The sequence below is a fragment of the Bacillus sp. CGMCC 1.16541 genome, from assembly GCF_003184905.1.
Classification (GTDB): domain Bacteria; phylum Bacillota; class Bacilli; order Bacillales; family Bacillaceae_H; genus Priestia.
The window spans coordinates 69682-89202 of the sequence record NZ_QFRU01000021.1 but is presented as its reverse complement, the minus strand read 5'-3'; the positions used below and the strand labels follow the sequence as shown (position 1 = coordinate 89202).

The window sequence follows — 19521 nt, the reverse complement described above, 5'->3', positions numbered from 1 at the left end:
TGACGTTTGTCGCTTTGTTCAGTTTTCAAAGTTCAACCGTCGCTCAGAAGCGACTTTTTAATCATATCAAGTTGTTAAGTTTTTGTCAACAACTTTTTTGGTTTATTTTTTGTTTCTTTTTCTTAATCGCTACTGCATCGTAACGACAAGAATTAATTTATCACAGATTCAATTCATTGGTCAATAGTTTTTCCAAAAAAACTTTTTTCTTTTTTTAAAAAAGCTTTTTTATCTATTTTGGTCCTATTTAATCACTATACAAACAACGTTTATCTTTACTCTAGATTACTTACTTTTATCGGAGTATATAATCGTCAATATGTTTCTACCTTATGCTAACAATGAGCTTCTGGACACAAATCATGAAAATCAACTTCTCTGTTAGCAAAAGCAGAGAAACTAACGCGTTACCTTTGTCTTTTTAAAAGGCAAAGGTAACGCAACTAAAAAGTCTCTTTCATCTTTCACATTTTCCACATCGCTTCTATAGAGGTTTCGTAGAATAATGCCTATGATAAATATGCTTACCTTTTGTCTCGACTCTTTTTACATCAACGAGTCCTTTATCAACTAAGAACTCCATCAATACACCTAGATCGATTGCATAAGGCTTCACTTCTTCATGAGTCATCAACTCATTAAATGTCCATTCTTCACGTTCATCCATTAAAGAGACTAAATGTTTTGAGCCAATGCCCATCTTCTTATTTACTAGCAATTCACTCGCTAAAAATAATAGCTCTAATCGCTTACTAATATCTTCATCACTTACGATCAACTCTTCATATAACTTATGAATTTCTGGCTCAATCTTTTTCACTTGATTCCACACTGTGACTTCTGGATGAAATCCGTTTTCTAAAACAGATAAACGAGCTAAGTGATGTAGAGCGTGGATAACATGGTTAAATGCATCTAAATAATGTCTCGACTCGTAAAAGTTTTTACCCTCAATAAACCTTCTTATTAATTTAGCAAATTCAATTCCAATTTTTTTCGTTCTCTCTTCTTGCGGAAATTGAATTAATCGCTTTCGCAATGTCTCGACATACTCATTACGATCAAAGATGACTTTTCCATTCAACAGCCAATCGACCACACGGCGATTTGTCCCGTTAATCATCCAGTCCGTAATTTGGCTTTCAGGTGCGACATATAGCCCTGCTTTTTCATTCATATATTCATAATGCTTAATAAAAAGCGGACATTCTGCGTGCTTCACAATAATAAACAACATTGCATCTAAATTGTCTGTAACCGCTGATTCAGAATTTCTTTTTTCAATCAATAAAATCCCCAATGTTTCTTCTTTGCTGGCTCTTTCTTGATAGATAGGACGTAAGATATCTTCCATGTTTGAGCTCCTCCACCATTGATAATTAGCAATTTCACCATTCGTATTCTTATAAAAAAGAAAAGTCTATTGTTTCTACAAGAATCATTCTATATGAGTCATCCTACATTTTCTATACCATTTAGCTTCAAAGTAAGTACATTCTACGAACAACAAAAAATTCCTTGTTTCCTTTTTATGTACTCACTCATAGAAAGTACCCCTCTCTTCTTCTATATATGGTATAGTTAAACAGTAGGAGGGGCTAGCTATGGCATTGAAATACTCAAACAAAATTAATAAAATTCGTACCTTTGCATTAAGCTTAATTTTTATTGGTTTTATTGTTATGTACGTAGGAATCTTTTTTAAATCATCCATGTGGCTGATGACCATTTTTATGCTTCTTGGACTGCTTTGTATTGTTGCGAGCACAGTTGTATACTTTTGGATTGGCATGCTTTCCACCAAAGCTGTACAAGTTGTCTGTCCTTCGTGTCAAAGATATACAAAGATGCTCGGTCGTGTAGATATGTGTATGTACTGTAACGAACCATTAACGCTTGATCCTTCTCTTGAAGGAAAAGATTTTGATGAGAAATATAATCGCAAACAAAAAGAAAGCTGATAACATCTGAGAGTTATCAGCTTTTTAATGCTTTTGTTTACTTTTACAATCTGTACATGTTCCGTAGATTTCCATCCGATGATGACTCACTTCAAATCCTGTAATGTGTGCAGCTAATGCTTCTACTTCATCCAAACCAGGATAATGGAAGTCAACAATCTTGCCACAGTTTTCACAAATAACGTGATAATGATCCGTTGTCACATAATCAAAGCGACTAGATGAGTCTCCATATGTTAACTCTTTTACAATACCCACTTCACGAAACACTCTTAAATTGTTGTATACAGTCGCAACGCTCATATTAGGAAACTTACCTTCTAGAGCTTTGTAAATATCGTCTGCGGTTGGGTGAGTCATTGAATTAATTAAATACTCTAAAATCGCATGACGTTGCGGTGTGATACGAACCCCCGTACCTTTTAACGTTTCAAGCGCTTCTTTCAAGTGTGCTGACACGTCATGCACCTCTCTTCTATATAAATTCTTACTTTGTAATTTTTATAATTAGTCTACATGTTATACCCTACTTTTGTCAACTTTTCACTTACGTAAAAACAGCCATAGATTCCCCTTCATCAAAAAGAAACTACACCTTCACCCTACTATATTATAGTATACACGTCTCCCTATTTATGTCATTCCGTTTAACGTTTCCTATTTTTCACTTTCAAAAAAACATCCCCGTCACACTAGGTAACGAGGATGTTTGTACACATGTTTATTTTTCATAATAGATTGGTGAACCTGGTCCTAAATCTAGACCTGTAAACATCCACACGATTAACATCAATACCCAACCAATCGTAAAGAAGATTGAGTAAGGTAACATCGTTGAAATCAGTGTTCCAATTCCAACGCGTTTATCATACTTTTGTGCAAATGCAATAATGATTGCAAAGTATGGAAGTAATGGTGAAATAATGTTTGTCGTTGAATCCGAAATACGATATACCGCTTGTGTCAATTCAGGAGAATAACCAAGACCCATCATGATTGGTACAAAGACTGGCGCCATAATTGCCCACTTCGCAGATGCACTACCAATGAATAGGTTGATAATCCCTGAAATTAAGATGAATGTTAAAATTAATGGAATTCCTTTAAATCCTGTAGACTCTAAAAATTCTGCTCCATTAATCGCTAGTACAATCCCTAAGTTCGTTTCTTTAAAGTATGCAACAAATTGACCCGCAATGAACGCTAGTACAACATAAGAACCCATTGTCGCCATTGTATCTGACATTTGATTTGCTACGTCTTTGTCGTTTTTAATCGTTTTTGTAATCATTCCATACACAAGACCTGGAACGAAAAACATAATTAAAATAACAGGAACAAGTGAGTGGAAGAACGGTGAATCAATAATGCTACCTTCTCCACGTAACGGCCCCCACTCTGGTACAACAAGTAAAGATACAATGAAGCCTGTTACGATAAATGCAGCAAAAGCAGCCCATAAGCCTTTTTTCTCTTCTGGCTTTAATCCTTCTGCTGTTTCTTCTACTTCACCTTTGTATTTACCAAGTCTTGGCTCAACAATCTTTTCTGTTACAAACGTACCGATCAGTGTAATTAAAATAACAGAAGCAATCATGAAATAGTAGTTCATCGCAAAGTTAATTTGACCTGCATAAGCAGGATCTAACGTTGCAGCGGCTTCTTGTGTTAATGAACCAAGAAGAGGATCAAGTGATGTAAGTAATAAGTTTGCACTAAAACCACCTGATACCCCTGCAAAAGCTGCAGCTAAACCTGCAAGTGGATGACGTCCCATTCCTGCGAATAAAACCGCTCCAAGTGGCGTTAATACCACGTAACCTGCATCGGCAGCCATACTTGACATGATTCCTCCAAATACTAATGCAGCAGTCATTAGTTGCTTAGGTACCGACATAACTAATGCACGTAATCCAGCACTAATCAATCCTGAACGCTCAGCTAGTCCAATTCCTAGCATCGTAACGAGTACCGTTCCTAACGGAGCAAACCCTGTAAAGTTTGAAACAGCTGATTCAAACATGTACTTAATGCCTTCTGCACTTAACAAGTTTTTAACTTGTAACACTTCTCCTTCGTTGACTGGGTCGTCAACTTGGACACCTAAGTTTGCAAAGATTGCGGATGCAACCATAATTAGCAAACAAAATATTGCGAATAATGTGACCGGGTGAGGTAACCGATTTCCGACACGCTCAATACCGTCCAACACACGCATGAAAAAGCCTTTATTTTTGGCTGATGTTGTCATAAGATACCCTCCTCTATATTTTGTTCTGTAAAAGACATGACTTTTAGTATAATAAACAATAATCAAAGTTTAAAGTCTTTCAAAAAAATACGAAATTTTAACAATGTTACTAATATTTACGCACATAAAAAGAAGTGTGGATTTGAAATCCACACTTTTCTATGTGCTAACATCTGAGGAGGTATGCCCTACACTTCTATTGTACGCAAGAGCATGAAAAGTGCTCTAGTTAAATACCTATTTTTACGATAGATTTTCACGAATAAATTGAAGCGCTTCTTCTACATGCCCTTTCACACGGACTTTACGCCACTCTTTTGCTACTTTTCCTTCTTTATCAATAATAAAGGTCGAACGTTCAATACCCATGTACTCTTTTCCAAAGTTCTTCTTTAGTGTCCATACTCCGTATTCTTCTGCCACTTTATGATCTTCATCAGCTAACAGTAAGAACGGCAGACCGTGTTTGTCAATGAACTTTTGGTGTCGCTCAATTGGATCTGGGCTCACCCCTAAAATGACCGCGTTTAATTCTGAAAAGTTTTCATGTTGATCACGGAAATCACATGCTTCTGTTGTACAACCTGGTGTCATATCTTTTGGATAAAAATAAAGAACGACATTCTTTCCTTTGAAGTCAGCTAACGCCACTTCACTTCCATCGTTCGCTTTTAATGTAAAACTCGGTGCTTTTACCCCTACTTCTACTGCCATATGTATACAACCCCTTAATATAGATGATGTACACATAGGGTAACCAAAATAAAACAGAGATACAACTTTTATGTTCGATTTACAGTTCGTAAGACAAATAAAGCAGGCATGATATACCCTACTAATGATTCAACAATGACGATACCTTTGCCAATTCCGACAGGATACATATCACCATATCCAACTGAAAAAAGCGTAACAGCACTAAAATACAAACTATTGTACAAGGTTAAAAGATAACTTTGATAAGGCTCGTATTGTCCAGCTAAAACGGAATAATGATGCATTTCTAGCACGGTGTAAATGAGGCCAAATCCAACGAGGACTGTTACATAGGCATATAAAAGTGCAATAAAACTGCTGAACGAAAATACATGAAAGTCACTGACCTCTCGTTTAAATAAAAATTGCAAGCTTCCAATCATCAGTACACAAATCATACTTATAAGGAGGACGATCACAAACCTCCCTCCTTTATTGAGTTGTTTGTAACCAATATACGTGAAGTCTTGTCCGAACATGCGTAATTGAATACAAAAAAGCAGGCATTTAATTGCCTGCTCCTCTGTATCGTTTGACACCGGTATTCCATAAGAAGATAGAGATGGTAAAAAATAAAACGCCCATAAATGGTGTTAAAAATGCATAGCCATACCACTCTTCTCGTCCTAGAAAATAAGCAGCGGGGTATACTCCTACAAATGCAAACGGAAGAATCCATGTTAGGACATAACGAATGACATTATTGTAGATATCTACAGGATAACGTCCATAGTTTCCGATGTTATACATTGTTGGCATAATGGACGTGCGAGCATCCGACCAGAATCCAATACTAGCTAATGCAATAAAGATCCCTGCATACACGAGTGCCCCACCAAGTACAAACATAATAAAAATAAATGGATCATACCAGTGAAAGGTCAAGTCGAGCTTCATTCCTGCATAAATCATTACAGTAATTCCTGTAAGCGCACCAAATAACGACTCTAATTCCATTCGTTCTAAAATAACTTGAAATAAGCTATGAATAGGACGGGTTAAAATTCGATCCATCTCTCCTTTTACTATATAACGCTCGTTAAAATCCCAAATATTAAAAAACGATGAAAAGAGGGCAAACGGCACTAAGAAAAAACCATAAATAAAGATAATTTCCTCTCTTGACCAGCCATTTAAAAACTGCGTATGGCCAAACACGACTAAAATAAAGATTAAGTTCACGGCTTGAAATAATAAATCAGACATCATTTCTACCAGTAAATCAGCTCGGTATTGAAGCCTTGTTTTCATATATTGTCCGATATATTGAAAAAACATTGATACGTAAAACATCGCTTATCCTCCTTGAATAACCATTCTTTTTTTCGCAAGATTCCAAAGGATAGCGATTGGAATAAGTAATACAGTGGACCAGACAGCTTGAGTCATGAGTGCTTGAATAATCTCATTTCCCTTAAACCCTTCTGTAAAGATCATGCTCGGGATGTAGCTAATCGCTTGAAATGGAAAGTACCCCATTACTTCTTGCGCCCAAAGTGGGTAAAAGCTAATTGGTAACAGCAGACCTGAAAACAAGTCAATAACGACTCGCTTCGCACGAATTAGTCCATCGTTATTAAATAAGAAGAAAGTAGTAATGCCCGTTAGCAAGTTAATTTGGGTGTTTACAATAAAACTAAACACAAGAGATAAACCGAAATAGAGCCATGTCGTCACACTTGCTGAAAACTGAATCGGAAACAAGAAATAGACAATCACCATACCAGGGACAGAAAAGAAGAATAAACGGAAAATTCCTTCCCCTAGCCCTTGCATCGTTTTCATTCCAAGATAGCTATACGGCTTAATAAGCTCCACCGCTACTTTTCCATCTTTAATCTCCATCGCCATTTCACGGTCAATGTTATTAAAGTAAAAAGCACGCGCCATCCATGAAACAGCTACATATGTCGTCATCTGAACCATGGAGAGGCCTTGAATGTTTTCTTTGCCTCCATAAATGGCAGACCATAAGAAATAGTAAGCCCCGATGTTAATCGCGTAAATTAAAATACCGCTATAATAATTCGTCCGATACGCCAACATCATTAAAAAGCGGATTCGGATCATTTCGATATACTTAGCCATTCACGACACCTTCTTCATAAATGTTGCGAATGATCTCTTCTGTTGAAATCTCATGAATACTAATGTCGCTAATTTCATATTTCCCCACAACACGGCCAATGAGTTGGGACATTGTATCGCCTTCATTGACTAAATGAGATACCCAGATGTTTTCACGTTCACCTTGTGTCCATGTTACAGGTAGACCTTGTGTCAGCATCTTAATATGTTCACGATTCGGAGTTGTCGCAAATTCAAAGACAATTTGCTTTCCATCTCCCCACGTCGAGCGAAGCTTTTGAAGCGAACCATCATAAATGATGTTGCCTTCATCAAGCATAACTACACGTTCACACAATGCTTCAATATCAGATAGGTCATGCGTTGTTAGTAAAATGGTTGTGTTGTATTTTTCATTAATTTCTTTTAGAAACTGACGGATTTTAAGTTTCACAAGCACATCTAACCCAATTGTTGGTTCGTCTAAAAACAACAGCGGCGGGTTATGAATAAGTGCTGCTGCTAATTCACAACGCATTCGTTGACCAAGTGATAACTTACGAACCGGCTTATCAAGAAGTGGGCCAATATCCAATGTTTCAATCACATGACTCATATGGTTGTTGTAGTCCTCATCTGATACTTTGTACACTTTTTTCAATAAGCGAAACGATTCTTGAACGGCAATGTCCCACCACAGCTGAGATCGTTGTCCGAACACGACACCTATCGTTTGAGCAAACTTTTCACGCTCTTTATGTGGGTTCATTCCATTTACAATTACCTTACCGGAAGTAGGCGTTAAAATGCCGGTTAACATTTTAATCGTAGTTGACTTACCTGCCCCGTTTTCACCTATATATCCGACCATTTCTCCTTGTTTGACGCTAAATGAAATATCGTTAACAGCTTGCATAATCTTATAATTACGTGTAAATAAATCACGAAAAGCCCCGCCTAATCCTGAACGACTTGAATATGACTTAAACTCTTTTCGCAGCATTTCTACTTCAATTGCATGTCGCATGTTGTTTCCTCCATTTATCTTTAGCAATTTAATGCTTTCAGTCATCTAACCAATCTTATACTTTATCGAATAACAACAAAGAGAACAACTCTTTTGCTTCATCTCTTCTAGTTTGTTCGACAATCATATAAATGTATGTGTTGAAATTAGCCTAGTATCACTACCACCTTCAAAGGTTTACTTAAGTGGATGACACTAGACAGTCATTTAGGCCTGAATCATTTCATATAACATCTCTTCCGTTATATGAAATGATTTAGATGGATATAAGACAAATCTTTGTTAAAATAAAAGAGTTAGTATTTTTATAGCTAGGAGGCAAAACATGCAATTTACAAAATCCGAACAGTTACATAGTGAAGCTCTTGAACATATTGTTGGTGGTGTGAATAGTCCATCACGTTCATATAAAGCAGTAGGCGGAGGCGCACCTGTTGTGATGGAAAAAGCAGAAGGTGCTTATTTTTGGGATGTTGATGGAAACAAATACATCGACTATTTAGCTGCATACGGTCCCATTATTACAGGACATGCTCACCCTCATATTACAGAAGCCATTACGACAGCGGCACAAACAGGCGTGTTATACGGTACACCAACGCCACACGAAATTACATTTGCGAAAATGTTAAAAGAAGCGATGCCAGCTCTTGATAAAGTGCGTTTTGTAAATTCAGGGACAGAAGCGGTGATGACCACGATTCGTGTTGCGCGCGCGTATACAGGTCGCGATAAAATTATTAAATTTGCGGGTTGTTACCACGGTCATTCTGACTTAGTGCTTGTTGCTGCAGGCTCTGGCCCTTCAACACTTGGCACACCTGATTCAGCTGGTGTTCCAAAAAGTATTGCAAAAGAAGTCATTACAGTTCCGTTTAACGATATCGAGCCATTTAAGGAAGCACTTGAAAAATGGGGAGATGAGATTGCAGCTGTTTTAGTGGAACCGATTGTTGGGAACTTTGGTATTGTTGAACCTGAGCCTGGCTTTTTACAAGCCGTAAATGATCTCACTCATGAAGCTGGAGCGCTTGTTATTTACGATGAAGTTATTACAGCGTTTCGTTTTATGTACGGGGGCGCACAAGATTTATTAGGTGTGAAACCTGACTTAACAGCACTTGGGAAGATTATCGGTGGAGGATTGCCGATTGGTGCATACGGCGGTCGTAAAGAGATTATGGAAACAGTAGCACCTCTAGGACCTGCTTATCAAGCGGGAACAATGGCAGGAAATCCAGCTTCCATTTTATCAGGAATTGCGTGTTTAGAAGTGCTAAAACAAGATGGGGTGTACGAACAGTTAGATCGTCTTGGTGCCCTTTTAGAAGATGGCATTTTATCTCTTGCCAAAACATATAACATGCCGATTACAACAAACCGTTTAAAAGGAGCACTTACGCTTTACTTTACGACTGAAAAAGTGAAAAACTATGAACAAGCTGAAAACACAGATGGTGAAATGTTTGCGAAGTTCTTTAAATTAATGTTACATCAAGGAATTAACCTTGCACCATCTAAATATGAGGCATGGTTCTTAACCATTGCTCATACTGAAGAAGACATCGCTCAAACATTACAAGCTGTTGAAACGACATTCAAACAACTGCAAACCGTATAAATATGCATCAATATACTTAAATAGGAGAAGACCTTTTCTCCTATTTAAGTGAGTTGAACACCAATGAAAACGCTCACAAATTAACTTTTCTCTTTTCCTTTTTCTCTTCTCTTGTCTTTAAATTCAATGAATAGATAATTGTATTTTTTTTACTTTCGTGGTACTATTTTATATACAATTCTGAAAATTTAAATCCTTTTTGGTGTGATCTAACTATCTCCCAGCTTTTACACATAGAGAGATTAATTTAAATGGAGGTGAAGGCAGGAAACGTGTGATCTTACACGCTCTGAATGCCGCTCATATGAAAACAAAATGGACTCCGAGTTTATTTAAAGATTATCATCTTCATGAACATGACGCTTGTGGAATTGTCTCAGTTATTGAAAAGAAAAACCATCCAACGAAAAAAAACATTGAACAATGTATCGATGCATTAAACACTATGAATCACCGTGCTGGGTTTATTAATGATGAAGGTGATGGCATTGGTATTCATATTGATTTACCTCGTGCTTTATGGAAAGAAAAGCTAAAAAGCGCGGGAAAAGATGACAACCTTGTGGACTCCCCTTCGTTTATTGTCGGTCATATTTTTATCGCGAAACACGCTGATCTCTCTGAAAAGAAAGCCAAGATGACACAGCTATTTACAAAGTATGGACTACATATTGTGTTTGAAGCGGATGATTCAGTTGTCCGCTCTGATGCTTTAGGTCCACTTGCAACAAATGAAGAACCCTACTTTTGGCAAATTGCACTTGTTGCAACTGACTTACAGTCAATCTCCTCTACGATCTTTCAGTTAAATGTTGAAATTGAAGAAGATGATACACTTCACGTTGCTTCACTTAGTCACTCCTACGTTGTCTACAAAGTAATGGGTGCCGGTGAAACATTACGAAACTATTATTCTGATTTAAAACACCCTTTGATTGCCTCAGCCATGACATTAGGACATAACCGCTATTCAACCAATACCTTAACAAGCTTTTTCCGTGTACAACCTTTTAGTTTATTAGGACATAACGGTGAAATTAATACCGTTGCTAAATTGCGAGATGAAGCGCGAATGATGAACGTTCCACTCTCAAATGGAGGCAGTGACTCACAAGATTTAAATCGAATGATTGAAACATTGATTGTTCGCGACGGGTATTCGCTTTTTGAAGCGGTTGATCTACTTTTCCCACCAATTATCAATGAAATAAAAGCCTATCCTCTTCATTTACAAAACATGTATACGTACATGCGCGAAGCATGGGGACATTTTGCGCAAGGACCAGCAGGTATTATTTCACGCTATGAAGATGAAGCAGTTTTTAGTGTGGATGCGCTTGGATTAAGACCCGTTTGGCTACTCGAAACAGAGAGCTCGTATTTCTTTTCTTCAGAACCTGGTATTCTTCCCAATGGTGAATATGTGGCCGAGCCAAAACCATTTGCACCAGGTGAAAAAGTCGGATTGAAATGGAATGATGACGGTGACATGGAACTTTACGATCACTTTTCATTTCAAGAAGAAGTATATGAGCGTTTTTCGCGTCGCATATCGCTAGAAAGTGATTACGAACGACTAACTCCTCCAATTTATGAAGATGAAATAACAGATAAAGCTGTGACAAAAGTGACAAACGGTCAATACGCTGCATTCGGTTGGGACCGTGAGCATATTCAGCTTCTTGAACAAATGGCGGAAAAAGGAGCAGAGCCCATTCGCTCACTCGGTCATGATGCACCGCTAGCTGCACTTCATCCTGGTCGTAAAAACATCGCGGATTATATAAAAGAAAGCGTGGCTGTTGTAACCAATCCAGCCATTGATCGTGATCGTGAAACAGAACATTTTTCAACACGAACCATCATTGGTAAACGCCCCTCTCTTACGGGAGATGAAGAGATTCATTATGTTGTTGAATTGCTTTCTCCTATTTTAATTGAAGGTGAGATGGGCTTAAAATGCAGCACAACCATTCAACAACCTTCTTATCATCAACTTTTACATGCGTTTGAACAAAGACAGCTTGTGCACTACTTATCAGCAACATTCACTGAACAAGAAACAATTGACGAAGCGTTACAACGCCTCTCTCTTGAAGCGATTGACAGTATAAAGGATGGAAGAACTCTATTGATTATTGACGATTCACACGCACATCAAGACGGACAGTTGTTTATTGATCCGCACCTAACGCTCTCTGCAATTGATCAAGCGCTCGTCAAGCACCATCTTCGTCGTGATTGTTCGTTGTTGCTTCGTTCAGGCGCCATTCGCTCACTTCATGATGTAATTGTGGCATTTGGATTAGGTGCTGATGTGATTAGTCCATACCTTTTATTTGCAACAGTTAGTGAAGAAGATTCACAACCTGTTGCCAACCTTTATAGTGCACTTATTAAAGGACTTGAAAAGGTCATTTCTACGATTGGTATTCACGAACTACGAGGATACGGCCGACTCTTTTCGTCCATCGGTCTTCATAGCGAGATAGCTGATGTTTTATCCATCGTTAATTTCTTTGGATCTGATCAACTACAGCATAATTTTTCAGCGTTAAAAGAAGACGCAGTTGCTCGCGCAAAAGATTTTTCAGATGAAAAAGCACGAGCTGGGAAAAGCTTTCACCTATTTCCTCGTATTTGGAAAGCGATTGGGGATGTCGCGAAGACCGGAACGTATGACGCATACCGGGAAAAGTTAACCGAGCAAGAAACGTTAAATCCAACAACGATTCGTCATTTAACGGATTTGCGTACAAAAGAAGATGGGGTCTCTCCTGAATCCGTCCATATTGGAGTAGCTGAGCACGATCTGCCATTTGTCATCGCCTCCATGTCGTTTGGTTCGCAAAATGAAACAGCTTTTCGGGCCTATGCAGAAGCGGCTGATCGTTTAAATATGGTGAGCTTAAACGGTGAAGGTGGCGAAATTAAAGATATGCTTGGTAGATATCCTCGTACACGGGGACAACAAGTGGCATCTGGTCGTTTCGGAGTGAATGCAGAGCTGTTAAACTCTTCAAATTTACTTGAGATTAAAATTGGGCAAGGCGCAAAGCCTGGTGAAGGTGGTCACCTTCCTGCTTCAAAGGTAACGGCAAAAATTGCAGAGTCTCGTAATGCGACGATTGGATCGGATTTAATTTCCCCATCGAACAACCATGATATTTATTCCATTGAAGATTTAGCTCAAATGATTGCGGAATTAAAAACAGCGAATGATCAAGCAAAAGTCATTGTGAAAGTACCTGTTGTACCAAATATCGGGACCATTGCAGTTGGGATTGCAAAAGCGGGAGCTGATATGATTACACTAAGTGGCTTTGACGGTGGAACCGGAGCAGCCCGTATTCATGCTTTGCAACATGTTGGTCTTCCTGTTGAAATTGGCGTGAAAGCTGCTCATCAAGCCCTGCTTGAGGCGGGGTTACGACATAAAGTAGAAATTTGGGCAGATGGCGGGATTAAAAGTGCGCTTGATGTCATGAAAGTGATGCTTCTAGGTGCGAATCGGGTTGGCTTTGGCACTCTTTCGATGGTCGCAATTGGCTGCACAACCTGTCGTGGTTGTCACCTTGATACATGTCATGTTGGGATTGCGACACAAATTGAATCAGAAGCACAAGCGAAGGAACATGGATTGCGACGCTTTGTACCACGGGAATTGAATCCAGCTGTTCAAGGACTTATGAATCTCTTTACTGCATTTGGCAACGAATTAAAAGTGTTAACCGCAAGTTTAGGCTTTGAACGTCTTCAAGACATTGTTGGACGTTCTGATTTACTCGTGCAAGTCCGTGGTAAAGATTCATTAGATTTAACGCCTTTATTAAATGTTGCTGATATTCAATCTCTCTCTCAGCTTGAAGTGGCAGCTAGTGTGGAAGAACCAGCGTTCAATCTCGCTGCAGGTAGCGAGTACCTCGATGCTCACGTTGATCACTTAACAAAATCGAGAGAATATGAGCAGGTGACATCTGAGCAACGTATTTTAGGGAGCCGTGTTTCTTGTCATCGAGTTCGCAACCGTTTAGATGGGTCGTATAAACAGCTACCAAGTGTGCAATTAACGTATAAGGATGGTTCTATTGTTGGAAATGGTTTAGGTGCTTATAACAGCTCAGGCATTCAAATTAAAGTTAGTGGTGGAGCTCAAGATGGCACAGGAAAAACATCGTTTGGTGGTCATATTTTAGTGTTAAAATCCAAAGGAAAAGATGGACGTTATTATAACGGATCAGTTGGAAAAGGGTTTGGATACGGAGCACAAAAAGGCATTTTACTTGCCCAAGGAAATGCCGATGCACGTGCTGGTATTCGTTTATCAGGCGCCGATATGATTATCGGTGGAACAGTCACAGCGCCAATTCCAGAACAAGAGCACGGAAACATCGGAACAAATGCCAACATTAAAGGTTTTGCATTTGAATACATGACAAATGGCCGTGGACTTGTGTTAGGAGACCCTGGTCCTTGGATTTGCGCTGGTATGACAGGCGGTGTCATTTATTTACGTCATCAACCAGAAATGGGGTTAACAAAACGAGCTTTACAACGTCGGATTGCAAAAGGGGCAAAAGTCACTATCCAACCTTTAACAGAAACAGGTCTATCGGATGTAAAAGAGTTATTGTCTTTTTATGTAGAAGCATTAACAAAAGACGGACAATATGAAGAAGCAACTAAAATAGAAGGATTGTTACAAGATCCTGCGCAACACTTTCTACAAGTGAACCCAAGTAAAGAACAAGCAGATCCGTCTGTTTCAACCGAGTAATTTTATCAACAAAATGTGAGAAAAGCACTGTCGAAAAATCCCGATTTCACACGGGATTTTTCTTTTTTATAGGCTTGATATCAGTCACTAAACCTTGTATAGTATGTTATTGTTTACTTTATTTCAAATAGGATAATAATTAACTAAACTCTATTTAAAGAAAGGAATTAAAAAAGAGCATGAAACTTGGTGCCCGCATTTTAAAAACGGGAATTGCCATTACACTTTCACTGTTGTTAGCGGAGCTTTTACAGTTACCGTCTCCAATCTTTGCTGCCATTGCCGCTGTATTTGCGATTCAACCGTCGATTTACAGGTCTTATTTATCTATTTTAGAGCAAATTCAAGCAAATGTGATCGGTGCATTTTTAGCCGTTGTGTTTGGCCTTGCGTTTGGAAATCATCCGTTTATTATCGGTCTTACGGCAGTCATTGTCATTGCGATTAATCTAAAGTTAGGAATTGGGAATACAATTGGGTTAGCTCTCGTAACGGTTATCGCTATTATGGAAAACCCTGGAGCGGACTTTATTCAATTTGCACTCATTCGCTTTGGTACAATCATTCTTGGTGTTCTTTCAGCATTTATTGTGAATTTAATTTTTCTACCACCGAAATATGAAACAAAACTGTACTACAAAGTCGTTGGGACAACGGAAGAGATTATTAAGTGGATCCGTATGAGTATTCGCCATGCATCCGAGCATACGCTTTTAAAGGATGATATTGAAAAAATTAAAGAAAAAGTATCAAGGATGGAGCTTTTGTTTAGCTTTTATAAAGAAGAGCGTACGCATTCAAAAAAGAAACGATATGTAAAATCACGTAAACTTGTGTTATTTAGACAGTTAATTTTAACAACAAGCCGTGCGTTAGTCACACTTAAGTTGTTACATCGACTTGAGAATGACATCCATCATACAAAGGAATCGTTTCAAGAATTATTAAATGCTGAACTTGAATGCTTACTATCTTATCATGAACAAGTCATGTTGAAGTTTGTTGGTAAAATCAAATCCAATCCAGCTACCATGATTACAAATGAAGTATGTTCAGGAAGACGGGCACTTATTGATGCTTTTATGAATTATAAATTATACGAAGATGACAAACAAAATAAAATGGTTTATCACCTGTTCCCGCTTGTCTCTTCTATCATTGAGTACAGTGAAGAGTTAGAGCATCTTGACAAATTAATTGATAGCTTCCATAACTATCACAAAGAAGACAACGAGTTTGATATTCAAGAACAGCGTGAGATCGAATAAAAAGTCACCCCTTCCTGTACAGGAAGGGGTGACTTTTATTTGTTTAACTTTTCATTCGAGGATCAAGTGCATCTCGTAATCCGTCTCCCATTAAGTTGAACCCTAATACTGTTAGCATAATAGCAAGGCCTGGGAAGATCATCGTCCATGGTGCTTGAATTAAGAATGCTTTTGAGTCAGCAAGCATTTTCCCCCATTCAGGGTTCGGTGCTTGAGCGCCTAATCCTAGGAAGCCTAGGGCTGCTGCTTCAATGATGGCTGTTGCAATCGCCAGTGTTCCTTGTACGATAATTGGCGTCATACTGTTTGGTAGAATGTGATGAAATAAGATACGAACATCCTTCATTCCAACTGCTTTTGCTGCCATAATGTACTCTTCTTCTTTTACACTCAATACTTTAGAGCGAATGAGACGACCGAAGTTTGGGATGTTAATGACTGCGATGGCAATTAACGCATTTTGTAGGGAAGGACCTAATACGGCCACGATTCCGATTGCTAGTAAAATACTAGGGAAAGCAAGCATAATATCAAATACACGCGAGATAAGTGTATCTACCCAACGCCCGTAATAACCTGCGACAATCCCTAACACACTTCCTACTGCGACTGAACCTAGTACAGCGAAAAACCCAACCCATAATGAAATTCTTGCTCCGTAAAGGATACGTGAAAAGATGTCACGACCAAAGTCATCTGTTCCAAACCAATGTTCACTTGATGGTGCTTGCAGTCTTTTAGAAAGATCTTGTTCATTGATTCCTTGGGGTGCAATGATCGGTGCACAAATGGCTAACACAATAAAAAGTAGTACAATTCCTGCGCCGACAAGAGCTAGTTTATTTTTACGAAACCCCCTCCATGCTTCTTTCCAAGGAGAAATGGCTATTTCTTCGTTTGCTGGTGGTTTGACATCTAGATTCGTTCTTGCTAATTCTGCCATGAATGTTCCCCTCCGTCTTTCTAGTTATACTTAATGCGCGGATCGATTACCGCATATAAAAGATCAACGATTAAGTTAATAAGTACAAAGATGACTGCAATGAGTAAAATGCCGGATTGGATAACAGGGTAATCACGGAACCCAATTGCTTCATAAATGTAACGACCAATTCCAGGCCAACTAAAGATCGTTTCGGTTAAAATAGCGCCTCCAAGTAGTAACCCTAACTGAAGACCAATGATTGTAATAATCGGTATCACAGCATTTTTTAATGAATGCTTGTACACAACCCAAAACATACGTAATCCTTTCGCACGAGCTGTACGAATGTAATCTGAACGCATTACTTCTAGCATACTTGAACGTGTAATACGTGCGATAATAGCCATTGGGATTGTTGCTAGCGCAAGGCTCGGTAACACGAGATGTTGCAGCACTTCACCAAGCTGATCCATCCTGCCTTGAAGAATGGTATCCACAATATAAAGATGGGTGATCGCTTCAACTGGATTTCGAACTTCTTCTCGTCCTGCCGTTGGAAGAAGGTCTAGCTGAATGGCAAAAATCCATTGTTCCATTAAACCCAACCAGAAGATTGGCATTGACACCCCGATTAATGCAAGTAACATCGCAATGTAATCAAACCATGAGTTTTGAAACCATGCGCTAATGATACCGGCATTAACCCCAATGACAACGGCAATTAGTAATGCGACAAGTGACAATTCAATCGTCGCTGCTAAATACGGCCAAATTTCTTCACTGATTGGTGTTCTTGTACGTAAAGAATCACCTAAATCACCTGTTAGTAATCCACTTAAGTAATTAAAATATTGAATGTACCACGGCTGATCTAACCCTAGTTCTTTTGTTAATGCTTCGATCGCATCTTTAGTCGCAAGTTGTCCTAAAATAACTTGAGCTGGATTACCAGGGATAGCACGAATCATAAAAAAGACAACGAGTGACAAACCTAGTAAAACTGGTACAAGCATAAGGATACGACGTATGATGTAAGAACCCATAATCATCACTTCTTTCATATTTTAGTACGATTCATTCAAATTCACTATTTCATCCATGACTTTTACACTTTACTTCATTCCACCATTCAATATGCGAAATCGCCCTCTGCCACGACATAGATGGCTGATCACCATGTATATGGGCATTGGGCGACTTCAAATGGGAGAGGTCAATTAAAGACGACCGCTTCACTATTTATTCTTATTCAAATTCAACGCCTGTTAATCGGTCAGAACCAGTTGGATGTGGCTTGAATCCTTTTAAGTTTGATTTCCCTGCTAATGCTGGTGTTGAGTGTACAAGTGGGATCCAAGGTGCATCATCTTTAATAATTTCTTGTGCACGAGCATAAAGTTCGTTACGCTTCGCTTGATCCACTGTTGATTGAGCTTCAATTAAAAGATCATGAACCTCATCATTTGAGTAGTAAGAGTAGTTGTTGCTTCCAATTGAGTCTTTATCTAGTAATACATATAAGAAGTTGTCAGCATCTCCATTATCACCTGTCCAACCAAGTAAGAATGAATCAGCTTCCCCTGCTCTTGCTTTATCTAAATATGTTGCCCACTCATATGTGACAATTTTTGCTTTCACACCAATTTTCTCAAAGTTTGCTTGAAGTGCTTCTGCTACTTTTTGACCGTCTGGCATGTACGGACGTGCTACCGGCATTGCCCATAATTCCATTTCAAATCCATCTGCATATCCTGCTTCAGCTAATAATGCTTTTGCTTTTTCTAAGTCAAACCGATAGTCTTCAATTGCATCGTTATACCCTTCTACCACTTCTGGCATTGGGTTTTTCGCTGGTGTACCTTCACCTGCGTAGAATGCATCTAATAATGCCTGCTTATCAACTGCATGGTTTAACGCTTGGCGAACAAGTTTTTCTTTTAATGGACCTCTCGTTGCTGTTAATCCTAAGTATGCAATGTTTAGTGACGGACGGAAGAACGTTTGTAAGCTGTCGTTTCCATCAATTGACGGTACGTCACTGAAGTTTACACCGTCGATTAAATCTACTTCACCTGTTTGAAGTGCATTTAAACGAGCTGAGTTTTCAGGAATAACTGTGAAAATAACTTGTTCTAATTTCGGTTCATTTTCTACCCAATATTCTGCGTTCTTTTCGATTGTAATACGATCATTACGTTTCCACTCTTTGAATTTGAATGGACCTGTACCTACTGGGTTTTCATTGTATTTATCTCCGTATTGCTGAAATGCAGCTGGAGATGAAATTGCAAATGGTGACATTGCTAAGTTTTTAAAGAACGGAGCTAACGGACGGCTTAATGTGAACACAACCGTTGTTGGATCTTCCGCTTTTACTTCTGTAATAATGTCGCCAAATTGAGAGTTGTAGTAGTAATATTGCTCTTTGTCTCCACTTTGCCAACGTTTAAAGTTTGCGACAACTGCCTCTGCGTTAAAGTCTGTTCCGTCGTGAAACTTGATACCTTCACGAAGCTTTAATGTATACGTTAATCCATCTTCAGACGCATTCCACTCTGTTGCTAAGCCAGGCTCTAAATCTGTGCTTTGCTCACCAAATGAAATGAGCGTATCAAAAATGTTTTGTGTCACTTTAAATGATTCTCCATCTGTTGCGGTTGCAGGGTCTAATGATACTGCATCTCCACCACGACCGAAGATCAAGGTTGTTTCTTTATCACTACTTCCTCCGCCACTACCACCAGAGTCTTTTGTGCCTGTTTCTTCAGATGACTTTCCGCATCCAGCTAGAGCTAAGGAAACGGCTAAAACAAGCGCAAGCATTGAAACTAACCACTTTTTCTTCATCTGTATTACCCCCTCTAATTT

General features: G+C 38.7%; 15 protein-coding genes. 4 read left to right on the top strand and 11 right to left on the bottom strand.

Annotation, left to right across the window (positions count from 1 at the left end; all coding sequences use genetic code 11):
- Positions 1 to 484: 484 nt before the first annotated feature.
- On the bottom strand, positions 485 to 1354 hold the full coding sequence (locus DIS06_RS16470; RefSeq protein WP_110114324.1) for a nucleotidyltransferase-like protein: 870 nt from the start codon (positions 1352 to 1354) through the stop codon (positions 485 to 487).
- A gap of 250 nt (positions 1355 to 1604) precedes the next feature.
- Between DIS06_RS16470 and DIS06_RS16465 the strand changes: the two genes are divergently transcribed.
- The gene (locus tag DIS06_RS16465) at positions 1605 to 1961 is read left to right on the top strand and encodes a YgzB family protein (protein ID WP_110114323.1); all 357 of its coding nucleotides are present in this window, start codon (positions 1605 to 1607) and stop codon (positions 1959 to 1961) included.
- A gap of 24 nt (positions 1962 to 1985) precedes the next feature.
- On the opposite strand, the gene perR is transcribed toward DIS06_RS16465, so the two are convergent.
- The 7 genes from perR to DIS06_RS16430 form a co-directional block, all read right to left on the bottom strand.
- Positions 1986 to 2420 (bottom strand): peroxide-responsive transcriptional repressor PerR, encoded by a 435-nt coding sequence (gene perR, locus DIS06_RS16460; protein ID WP_110114322.1) that lies wholly within the window; start codon positions 2418 to 2420, stop codon positions 1986 to 1988.
- Between the two features lie 262 nt (positions 2421 to 2682).
- Positions 2683 to 4212, bottom strand: a complete 1530-nt coding sequence (locus DIS06_RS16455) for an AbgT family transporter (RefSeq protein WP_110114321.1) — start codon at positions 4210 to 4212, stop codon at positions 2683 to 2685.
- A gap of 243 nt (positions 4213 to 4455) precedes the next feature.
- Positions 4456 to 4926 carry a thioredoxin-dependent thiol peroxidase gene (bcp, locus tag DIS06_RS16450; RefSeq protein WP_110114320.1) on the bottom strand — a complete coding sequence of 157 codons (471 nt, stop codon included), beginning with the start codon at positions 4924 to 4926 and terminating at the stop codon, positions 4456 to 4458.
- 68 nt (positions 4927 to 4994) lie between these two features.
- Positions 4995 to 5387: an ion channel gene (locus DIS06_RS16445; RefSeq protein ID WP_110114319.1), complete on the bottom strand. Its 393-nt coding sequence runs from the start codon at positions 5385 to 5387 to the stop codon at positions 4995 to 4997.
- Between the two features lie 88 nt (positions 5388 to 5475).
- Positions 5476 to 6261: an ABC transporter permease gene (locus DIS06_RS16440; RefSeq protein WP_110114318.1), complete on the bottom strand. Its 786-nt coding sequence runs from the start codon at positions 6259 to 6261 to the stop codon at positions 5476 to 5478.
- A 3-nt stretch (positions 6262 to 6264) separates the two neighbouring features.
- Entirely contained in the window at positions 6265 to 7056 is a 792-nt protein-coding gene (locus DIS06_RS16435; protein ID WP_110114317.1) for an ABC transporter permease, read from the bottom strand.
- A complete protein-coding gene (locus DIS06_RS16430) occupies positions 7049 to 8062 on the bottom strand; it encodes an ABC transporter ATP-binding protein (protein ID WP_110114316.1) in 1014 nt (337 codons plus the stop codon). The genes DIS06_RS16435 and DIS06_RS16430 overlap by 8 nt, the downstream gene beginning before the upstream one ends.
- Before the next feature lie 325 nt (positions 8063 to 8387).
- On the opposite strand from DIS06_RS16430, the gene DIS06_RS16425 reads away from it, so the two are divergent.
- From DIS06_RS16425 to DIS06_RS16415, 3 genes are all read left to right on the top strand, one after another.
- Positions 8388 to 9683: a glutamate-1-semialdehyde 2,1-aminomutase gene (locus tag DIS06_RS16425; protein WP_110114315.1), complete on the top strand. Its 1296-nt coding sequence runs from the start codon at positions 8388 to 8390 to the stop codon at positions 9681 to 9683.
- Positions 9684 to 9987: 304 nt separating this feature from the next.
- Positions 9988 to 14460 (top strand): glutamate synthase-related protein, encoded by a 4473-nt coding sequence (locus tag DIS06_RS16420; protein WP_110114327.1) that lies wholly within the window; start codon positions 9988 to 9990, stop codon positions 14458 to 14460.
- A gap of 179 nt (positions 14461 to 14639) precedes the next feature.
- On the top strand, positions 14640 to 15728 hold the full coding sequence (locus DIS06_RS16415) for an FUSC family protein (RefSeq protein WP_110114314.1): 1089 nt from the start codon (positions 14640 to 14642) through the stop codon (positions 15726 to 15728).
- 43 nt (positions 15729 to 15771) lie between these two features.
- Here the strand turns inward: DIS06_RS16415 and nikC are convergent, their stop codons facing one another.
- From nikC to DIS06_RS16400, 3 genes are all read right to left on the bottom strand, one after another.
- Positions 15772 to 16671 (bottom strand): nickel transporter permease, encoded by a 900-nt coding sequence (gene nikC / locus DIS06_RS16410; RefSeq protein WP_110114313.1) that lies wholly within the window; start codon positions 16669 to 16671, stop codon positions 15772 to 15774.
- A 20-nt stretch (positions 16672 to 16691) separates the two neighbouring features.
- Positions 16692 to 17696 carry an ABC transporter permease gene (locus DIS06_RS16405; protein WP_110114312.1) on the bottom strand — a complete coding sequence of 335 codons (1005 nt, stop codon included), beginning with the start codon at positions 17694 to 17696 and terminating at the stop codon, positions 16692 to 16694.
- 202 nt (positions 17697 to 17898) lie between these two features.
- Positions 17899 to 19500: an ABC transporter substrate-binding protein gene (locus DIS06_RS16400; protein ID WP_110114311.1), complete on the bottom strand. Its 1602-nt coding sequence runs from the start codon at positions 19498 to 19500 to the stop codon at positions 17899 to 17901.
- Positions 19501 to 19521: the final 21 nt, after the last annotated feature.

Excerpts from the sequence above, each read along its gene's own strand:
- DIS06_RS16470 (WP_110114324.1), bottom strand. The coding sequence starts at position 1,354 with ATGGAAGATATCTTACGTCCTATCTATCAAGAAAGAGCCAGCAAAGAA.
- DIS06_RS16465 (WP_110114323.1), top strand. The coding sequence starts at position 1,605 with ATGGCATTGAAATACTCAAACAAAATTAATAAAATTCGTACCTTTGCA.
- DIS06_RS16455 (WP_110114321.1), bottom strand. The coding sequence starts at position 4,212 with ATGACAACATCAGCCAAAAATAAAGGCTTTTTCATGCGTGTGTTGGAC.
- bcp (WP_110114320.1), bottom strand. The coding sequence starts at position 4,926 with ATGGCAGTAGAAGTAGGGGTAAAAGCACCGAGTTTTACATTAAAAGCG.
- DIS06_RS16440 (WP_110114318.1), bottom strand. The coding sequence starts at position 6,261 with ATGTTTTACGTATCAATGTTTTTTCAATATATCGGACAATATATGAAA.
- DIS06_RS16435 (WP_110114317.1), bottom strand. The coding sequence starts at position 7,056 with ATGGCTAAGTATATCGAAATGATCCGAATCCGCTTTTTAATGATGTTG.
- DIS06_RS16430 (WP_110114316.1), bottom strand. The coding sequence starts at position 8,062 with ATGCGACATGCAATTGAAGTAGAAATGCTGCGAAAAGAGTTTAAGTCA.
- DIS06_RS16425 (WP_110114315.1), top strand. The coding sequence starts at position 8,388 with ATGCAATTTACAAAATCCGAACAGTTACATAGTGAAGCTCTTGAACAT.
- DIS06_RS16420 (WP_110114327.1), top strand. The coding sequence starts at position 9,988 with ATGAAAACAAAATGGACTCCGAGTTTATTTAAAGATTATCATCTTCAT.
- DIS06_RS16415 (WP_110114314.1), top strand. The coding sequence starts at position 14,640 with ATGAAACTTGGTGCCCGCATTTTAAAAACGGGAATTGCCATTACACTT.
- nikC (WP_110114313.1), bottom strand. The coding sequence starts at position 16,671 with ATGGCAGAATTAGCAAGAACGAATCTAGATGTCAAACCACCAGCAAAC.
- DIS06_RS16405 (WP_110114312.1), bottom strand. The coding sequence starts at position 17,696 with ATGGGTTCTTACATCATACGTCGTATCCTTATGCTTGTACCAGTTTTA.
- DIS06_RS16400 (WP_110114311.1), bottom strand. The coding sequence starts at position 19,500 with ATGAAGAAAAAGTGGTTAGTTTCAATGCTTGCGCTTGTTTTAGCCGTT.